1 protein-coding gene is annotated in these 461 nt (G+C 60.7%); it reads left to right on the top strand.

Translation table 11 applies throughout. The features are described 5' to 3' along the window. On the top strand, positions 1 to 461 hold a 461-nt coding region (locus tag EOA85_RS36970; RefSeq protein WP_164760212.1), incomplete at both ends, for a LacI family DNA-binding transcriptional regulator.

The raw sequence follows: 461 nt of genomic DNA, 5'->3' as shown, positions 1-461 counted from the left end.
GGATCGAGGTGGCGCTGCGCTCGTCCGACTACCAGCCCAATCTCTTTGCGCGCAACCTGAACCGCAAGCGGACCCGCAGCATCGGCATTGTGGTGCCTACGGTCGCCGATCCCTTCTATTCCGAGATGGTCAGCCGAATCGAACTCAGGCTGCGCGACGAAGGCTACTGGCCGATCGTGATCTCCTCGCACGGCTCGCGCGAGCTCGAAGTGGAAGCGACGCGAACCATTCTTTCGCTAAAAGTTTCCGGCGCGCTGATCGCGCCGCTCGGCCTGCGCTCCGACCATCGCACGCTGGAGAAGCTGACGCAGACCATACCGATCGTCTATTTCGACACCTATCTGGAGGGCGACACGCCATTCGTCGGCAACAACAACAGCCAGAGCGTCTCGACCATCGTCGATTATCTCTGTCGTTCCGGTGATGCCCCGGTCTATTTCGACATCCCGCACGTCAACCAC

The sequence above is a fragment of the Mesorhizobium sp. M5C.F.Ca.IN.020.29.1.1 genome, from assembly GCF_003997375.1.
GTDB classification, from domain to species: Bacteria; Pseudomonadota; Alphaproteobacteria; order Rhizobiales; family Rhizobiaceae; genus Mesorhizobium; species Mesorhizobium wenxiniae.
The sequence above is the reverse complement of the archived record's forward strand: the minus strand, read 5'-3'. Positions and strand labels throughout refer to the sequence as shown.